Origin of the sequence: Ensifer sp. ENS07, assembly GCF_014852185.1 — a bacterium.
Lineage (GTDB): Bacteria > Pseudomonadota > Alphaproteobacteria > Rhizobiales > Rhizobiaceae > Ensifer > Ensifer adhaerens.
Genome location: NZ_JACVBE010000004.1, coordinates 487909 through 494201 on the forward strand (window position 1 = coordinate 487909; position 6293 = coordinate 494201).

General features: G+C 63.4%; 6 protein-coding genes. 4 read left to right on the forward strand and 2 right to left on the reverse strand.

The genetic code is table 11. From position 1 onward, the window contains the following. Positions 1 to 17: 17 nt before the first annotated feature. The 3 genes from IB277_RS17290 to IB277_RS17300 all read left to right on the forward strand — a co-directional run bounded on the left by IB277_RS17290 (position 18) and on the right by IB277_RS17300 (position 2094). Complete coding sequence (locus IB277_RS17290) at positions 18 to 944, forward strand: sulfite exporter TauE/SafE family protein (RefSeq protein ID WP_034797131.1); 927 nt, start codon at positions 18 to 20, stop codon at positions 942 to 944. After that, complete coding sequence (locus IB277_RS17295) at positions 944 to 1744, forward strand: TIGR02186 family protein (RefSeq protein ID WP_060522335.1); 801 nt, start codon at positions 944 to 946, stop codon at positions 1742 to 1744. The genes IB277_RS17290 and IB277_RS17295 overlap by 1 nt, the downstream gene beginning before the upstream one ends. Positions 1745 to 1857: 113 nt before the next feature. Continuing rightward, a complete protein-coding gene (locus tag IB277_RS17300; protein WP_034797129.1) occupies positions 1858 to 2094 on the forward strand; it encodes an Lrp/AsnC ligand binding domain-containing protein in 237 nt (78 codons plus the stop codon). 51 nt (positions 2095 to 2145) lie between these two features. Here the strand turns inward: IB277_RS17300 and pdeM are convergent, their stop codons facing one another. Both pdeM and IB277_RS17310 read right to left on the reverse strand, forming a co-directional pair. Continuing rightward, positions 2146 to 2871 (reverse strand): ligase-associated DNA damage response endonuclease PdeM, encoded by a 726-nt coding sequence (gene pdeM, locus IB277_RS17305; RefSeq protein ID WP_060581904.1) that lies wholly within the window; start codon positions 2869 to 2871, stop codon positions 2146 to 2148. 114 nt (positions 2872 to 2985) lie between these two features. Continuing rightward, positions 2986 to 5532 carry a ligase-associated DNA damage response DEXH box helicase gene (locus IB277_RS17310; protein WP_181432568.1) on the reverse strand — a complete coding sequence of 849 codons (2547 nt, stop codon included), beginning with the start codon at positions 5530 to 5532 and terminating at the stop codon, positions 2986 to 2988. A gap of 108 nt (positions 5533 to 5640) precedes the next feature. Between IB277_RS17310 and IB277_RS17315 the strand changes: the two genes are divergently transcribed. Next, the gene (locus IB277_RS17315; RefSeq protein WP_060522333.1) at positions 5641 to 6144 is read left to right on the forward strand and encodes an Rrf2 family transcriptional regulator; all 504 of its coding nucleotides are present in this window, start codon (positions 5641 to 5643) and stop codon (positions 6142 to 6144) included. The last annotated feature ends 149 nt before the right edge of the window (positions 6145 to 6293 follow it).

Genomic DNA, 6293 nt, shown 5'->3' on the forward strand with positions numbered 1-6293 from the left:
CATATCGAGGTCCCGGCGTGTCGATTTATCTGCCCATCGCAGAGTTGTCGGTGAACATACTCATCATTCTCGGTATGGGCGCCGCAGTCGGCTTTCTGTCCGGCATGTTCGGCGTCGGTGGCGGGTTCCTGATCACCCCGCTCCTGATCTTCTACAATATTCCTCCCGTCGTAGCGGTAGCGACCGGTGCCAACCAGGTGGTGGCCTCGTCGATTTCGGGGGCGATCACGCATTTCCGGCGTGGCACGATCGACATCAAGCTCGGCACGGTGCTCTTATGCGGTGGTCTTGCCGGCGCGACCGTCGGCGTCTGGCTGTTCTCGCTGCTGCGTCGCCTCGGCCAGCTCGACCTGGTGATCTCGCTGCTTTACGTCGTGCTGCTCGGCACCGTTGGCGGCCTGATGCTTTGGGAGAGCGTCGTCGCCATGCGCAAGGCGGCCAAGAACCAGCAGACGACCTTGCGTCGCCCTGGCCAGCACAACTGGGTGCATGGCCTGCCCTTGAAGATGCGCTTCAAGAAATCGAAGATCTACCTGAGCGTCATCCCGGTTGTCGCCCTCGGCTTCTGCATCGGCATCCTGACCTCGGTCATGGGTGTCGGCGGCGGCTTCATCATGGTGCCGGCGATGATCTATCTCCTGCGCATCCCGACCAACGTCGTCGTCGGCACGTCGCTGTTCCAGATCATCTTCGTTTCGGCCTACACGGTCATCGTCCAGGCTTCGACCAACTACACCGTCGATATCGTGCTCGCCTTCGTACTGATGATCGCCGGTGTCATCGGTGCCCAATACGGCGTACGCGTCGGCCAGAAGCTGCGCGGCGAACAGCTGCGCGCATTGCTGGCCTTGCTTGTTCTTGCCGTCGGCATCCGTCTGGCAATCGAGCTCATCATTCCGCCGAAGGACGTCTATTCGGTCGTATCCGCGGGGTTCGGTTTCTGATGATCCGCCTCGCCCGCACAGCTCTCGCTCTCCTTGTTCTGGCTTTCGCCGCCCCGGCGCAGGCAGCCATCCAGGACGAGAATGCCGACTTCACCGAGAAGCTGGAGATCGGCATCTCCACCGACGAGATCGCCATCACTTCCGATTTCCGCGGCGCCGACCTGACGATCTTCGGCGCCGTCGACGGCTTCGATCAGGGCCTGCTGGCCCAGGGGCGCTACAACATCGTCGTCAGCCTCGAAGGGCCCAAGGACAACGCGACGGTGCGTAAGAAGGAGCGCGTCTTCGGCATCTGGGTGAACACCAGCTCCATGACCTTCGAGCTGGTGCCTGAATCCTATTCGCTGTCGTCGACGCGCGATATCGAGACGATCGCGCCGCCCGGCGAGATGGGCAACATGGGCATCGGCGTCGACCACATGCGGCTGGTGCCGCTCGGCTTCGTGGGTGACGGCAGCAATCTCGGCGAATTCCGCAACGCCTTCCGCCGCATCCGCGAGACCAGCGGCGTCTACGAGCGCGATCCCGGCGGCGTGCAGTTCATCAGCTCCAGCCTCTTCAAGGCCTCGGTGCGCTTGCCGGCCAACGTGCCGAACGGCGTGCATGTGGTTCGCGCCTATCTCTTCCGTGACGGCGTCTTCGTCGCCGCCAAGGCGCTGCCGCTGCGTGTCGTCAAGACCGGCCTGGAACAGTTCATCACCCAGGCGGCACACCAGCAGCCGCTGCTCTATGGCCTCATGGCCGTGCTGCTCGCCGTCATCACCGGCTGGGGCGCCAGCGTGATCTTCCGCAAGGAATAGTGACGGGCGATCTTCGCCGACGTTTCCTTTTGCGCGCCGGAGCGCTATGGAAAGGCATGCCGAATGCGTTTCATCAGCGCATGCCATGGCAAATAAAAAACAGAGGAAGCTCGATGAAACCGATTTTTGTCCAGTTGCAGTGCGCTCCCGGCAAGACCTACGAGGTTGCCGACGAGATCTACCGCAAGGAGATCGTTTCGGAGATGTATTCGACGAGCGGCGATTACGACCTGATCATCAAGGTCTATATCGAAGAAGGCCAGGACATCGGCAAGTTCATCAACGACAACATTGCCACGGTGCCGGGCATCTCGCGCTCGCTGACGACGCTGACCTTCAACGCCTTCTGATTACCGGCGGATCCCCGGCGCGGGAGAGCCGCGCCGTTTTCCCCGCCCTCTTCAGGCGATGAGATTGGCAAAGCGAACCGAATAGATCCGGTCGCGCCCGAGCATATGGGCGACAAGCTTGCTGCGGTCGAAGAGGCCGGTCATCGCCCGGTGCCTGAGATCGAGCCCGCCAGTGGTGACCCCGAAAGCCGGCATCAGCATGCGCGTGCCATCGGTCGCAAAGCAAGCGCGGCGCACCGCTCTTTCCCGTCTTACCACCGTTGCAGCCGGATGCAGGTGCCCGGCGATCTCGCCGACGGCATCGCCGCGCTTCGGCTCGTGCCGGAAGGTCAGGCCCGCATGGCCGAGTTCGTCCATCGAGGCGCCCGGCAGGCCGAAAGCACCGTCCGGGTCGTGGTTGCCGTTGATCCAGACCCATTCGCGCCCATGCGCCATGGCGGCAATCATGTGCCGGAAATCATCGGGCATTGCCGCCGAACCGACGCGGTCATGGAAGTTGTCGCCGAGGCTGATGACGAACTTCGGGTCGTGCCGCGCGATCGCCGCTTCAAGCACGCGCAGCGTCGCCAGCGTATCGTAAGGCGGCAAAAGCATGCCGCGGCGGGCAAAGGCGGAGCCTTTCTCCAGATGCAGGTCGGAGACGACCAGCGTGCCCGTCTCCGGCAGGTAGAGGCTACCGAGCGGATCGCAGATCGCGATGACGCCGTTGACGATTGTCTGGGCATGGAGGAGGGGGGCAGTCGTCTGGGCCGAGAGGGCGTGGGCGAGGCGATGCATGGTCACGGTCTCGCACATTGTGTTGCGAGGATAATACCCCCCTCTGGCCGGCAGGCCAGAGGGGGGTAACCCGCCGACATCGACAGACTGCTCATTCTCGAAACCATTTTCCTATCAATCCACATCCAGACCGCCCATCGCCTCGTGGATCAGGTCGTCGGCGGCTTCCGACAGCAGGAAGTCCTGCGCTTCGCCCTGGACCATTTCCTTGCCGATCTCCAACATGACGGGCACCGCCAGCGGCGAGATCCGGTCGAGCCGTCGATGCGTGATGTGGCCCTTGATTCGCTTCAGCATATCCCCGAGGCGGGCGATGTCCAAAAGCCCCGTCGCCGCATCGTTGCGGGTCGCTTCGAGCAGCAGGTGATCCGGCTCGTGCGCGTGCAATACGTCGTAAATGAGGTCTGCCGAGACCGTCACCTGCCGGCCGGTCTTTTCCTTGCCGGGATGGCGCTGGTCGATGAGGCCGGCGATGACGGCGCAGTTGCGGAAGGTCCGTTTGAGCAGGAAGGATTCGTTGAGCCAGGCTTCGAGGTCGTCGCCGAGCATGTCCTCGTCGAAGAGATCGGCAAGCGCGCCGCGCCTGAGCTCGAAGGTGGCCCCGAGGTCGTCGAGCGCCCAGACCGCCAGCGAGTAATCGGTGGCGACGAAACCGAGCGGTTTCAGCCCGGCGCGATCGAGCCGGCGGGTAAGCAGCATGCCGAGCGTCTGGTGCGCCAACCGCCCTTCGAAGGCATAGATGACCATGTAATGGCGGCTGCCGCGCGGAAAGGTCTCGATCAGAAGCTCGTCCTCGCGCGGCAGCATCGAGACGTCCTTCTGCAAGGACAGCCAGTCGCGCACCTGTTCCGGCAGCGCTGCCCGGCGCGCTGGATCGGCAAGCATCCTGCGGACCTGCTCGGCGAGATAGGTCGACAGCGGAAACTTGCCGCCAGCATAGCTCGGCACCTTGGGATCGAAGGTAAAGGCCTGGCTGACCAGGCACTCGTTTTCGCGGATGCCCTCGAAACGCAGCACCTTGCCGGAGAACATGAAGGTGTCGCCCTGCGAGAGCATTTCGAGAAAATACTCTTCGACCTTGCCGAGCGGCATGCCGCCGCGGCCAAGCGAGCCGCGCGCGTTGCGCTTGACCAAACGCACGTTGAGCATCGGCGATTCGACGATGGTGCCGACGTTCAGCCGGTACTGTTGCGCCACCAGCGGATTGGAGACGCGATAGAGCCCGTCCTTGGTCTTGCGGATGCGGGCATAGCGCTCGTAGGTCTTCAGCGCATAGCCGCCGGTCGCAACGAAATCGATGACGCGCTCGAAGGTCTCCCAGGCGAGCGTCGCATAAGGCGAGGCGGTGGTGATTTCATCGAACAATGCGAGGGGATCGAAAGGCGCGGCGCAAGCCATGCCGAGCACGTGCTGGGCGAGCACGTCGAGAGCGCCTTTGCCGACGGGTGGCGTGTCCTGCGCGCCGATATAGTTGGCGTCGAGTGCGGCCTGGCATTCCATCACCTCGAAGCGGTTGGCCGGCACCAGGATCGCCTTCGACGGTTCGTCCATGCGGTGGTTGGCGCGGCCGATGCGCTGGGCAAGGCGACTCGCGCCCTTCGGTGCGCCCACATGCACGACGAGATCGATATCGCCCCAGTCGATGCCGAGGTCGAGCGTCGAGGTCGCAACGACCGCCCGAAGGCGGTTCTCGGCCATCGCCGCCTCGACTTTGCGGCGCTGGGCGACGTCGAGCGAACCGTGATGCAGCGCGATCGGCAGGTTGTCGTCGTTGATCGTCCAGAGCTCCTGGAAGAGCAGCTCCGCCTGGCTGCGGGTGTTGACGAAGAGCAGGGTGGTGCCGTGCTCCTTGATCGCTTCGTAGACATCGGCGATGGCGTAGCGTGCCGAGTGCCCGGCCCAAGGCACATGCTCCTCGGTCTTCAGAATGGAGATCTGCGGCTTGGCCCCGCCCTGGACCTGGACGAGACCGGCATGGTTGTGCGCGTCCGGCTCTTGCGGCGCCAGCCAACGCTGCAGATCCATCGGGTCAGCGACCGTTGCCGAAAGGCCGATCGTCTGCAGGCCGGGCGCCAGCCGGCGCAGCCGCGCCAGACCGAGGGAGAGAAGATGGCCGCGTTTGGAGGTGACGAGCGAATGCAGCTCGTCAAAGACGACGTAGCGCAGGTCCTTGAAGAAGCGTTGCGCCTCGCCGTTGGCGAGCAGCAGCGCGAGTTGCTCCGGCGTCGTCAGCAGAATGTCGGGCGGATTGAGTTTTTGTCGCTGACGCTTGGCGGTCGGCGTATCGCCCGTACGGTTTTCGACGCGCACAGGCAGTCCCATTTCGCCGACCGGTTTCATCAGGTTGCGCTCGATATCGACGGCGAGCGCCTTCAGAGGCGAGATGTAGAGCGTGTGGATGCCGACGAAGGCTGCGCCCGGCGGGATCTTGCCGCGCCGGGTGAGATCGACCAGCGAAGGCAGGAAGCCGGCGAGCGTCTTGCCAGCGCCGGTCGGCGCGATCAGCAGCGTGCTTTCCCCGGCCTCGGCGCGGGCGAGCAGCTCCAGCTGGTGCGCACGCGGCCGCCAGCCCTTCTCGCCGAACCAGCGCAGAAAGGGAGCGGGCAGGGTCAGGGCATCGCCCTGCGGCTCTCTGGAATCGATCCTGTTCACGGAGAACAAAGGTAGATCAAATCCGCCAAAAGAGAAGCCTGTCCGATGGGTGCAATCACAGGCATTGACTCGCGGTCTAATCATAGATAAAAATTATCCACGATTAAGGAGCCGCCCATGAAACTCGGTGACGGGGTCGAGCAGGCCATTCACAGCGTGACGATGCTGAGCTGTCTTCAGCCCGGCAGCACCCTGTCGGCGGCCGCTCTTGCCGAGTTCCATGGCGTCTCTACGAGCTATCTCTTGAAGCACCTGCAGGCGATGTCCGGTGCCGGACTGCTGGAGGCAGTTCCGGGTCCTAAGGGCGGTTACCGGCTCGCGAAGACGCCGGAGAAGATTACCTTGCTCGATATCGTGCTTGCGGTCGAAGGCCCGGAGCCGGCGTTCCGGTGCAACGAGATCCGGCTGCGCGGTCCCAATCCCTATGCCTGCAAGCCGACCGCGCCCTGCACCATCAATGTTGCGATGCTGAGAGCCGAGCAGGCCTACCGCACCGAACTCAGGCGCGTGACCATCGCCAGCATCCTGGATGACCTCAACGCGAAGGATGACGGCAGCGTATGGGCGCGAACCGAAGCCTTTCTGGCGATCAACGAGCGCAAATCGTCCGCCAGCGCCTGACCCCCATCAACCCGTTAAGCCCAAGGAGGTGGCATGAAAGAGACCGCGTCCGCTGAGAGAACGGATCACTGAGATGGCGATGATGATTGAGGGACAGCCACGCTTCCGGCCTTTCGGCTTATCCTGTTGGGGTTTTGGAGATCTCAACA

What these genes read in the sequence shown, in the direction of transcription:
- IB277_RS17300 (WP_034797129.1), top strand. Translation starts at nt 1,858, where the DNA reads ATGAAACCGATTTTTGTCCAGTTGCAGTGCGCTCCCGGCAAGACCTAC.
- IB277_RS17295 (WP_060522335.1), top strand. Translation starts at nt 944, where the DNA reads ATGATCCGCCTCGCCCGCACAGCTCTCGCTCTCCTTGTTCTGGCTTTC.
- pdeM (WP_060581904.1), bottom strand. Translation starts at nt 2,871, where the DNA reads ATGCATCGCCTCGCCCACGCCCTCTCGGCCCAGACGACTGCCCCCCTC.
- IB277_RS17315 (WP_060522333.1), top strand. Translation starts at nt 5,641, where the DNA reads ATGAAACTCGGTGACGGGGTCGAGCAGGCCATTCACAGCGTGACGATG.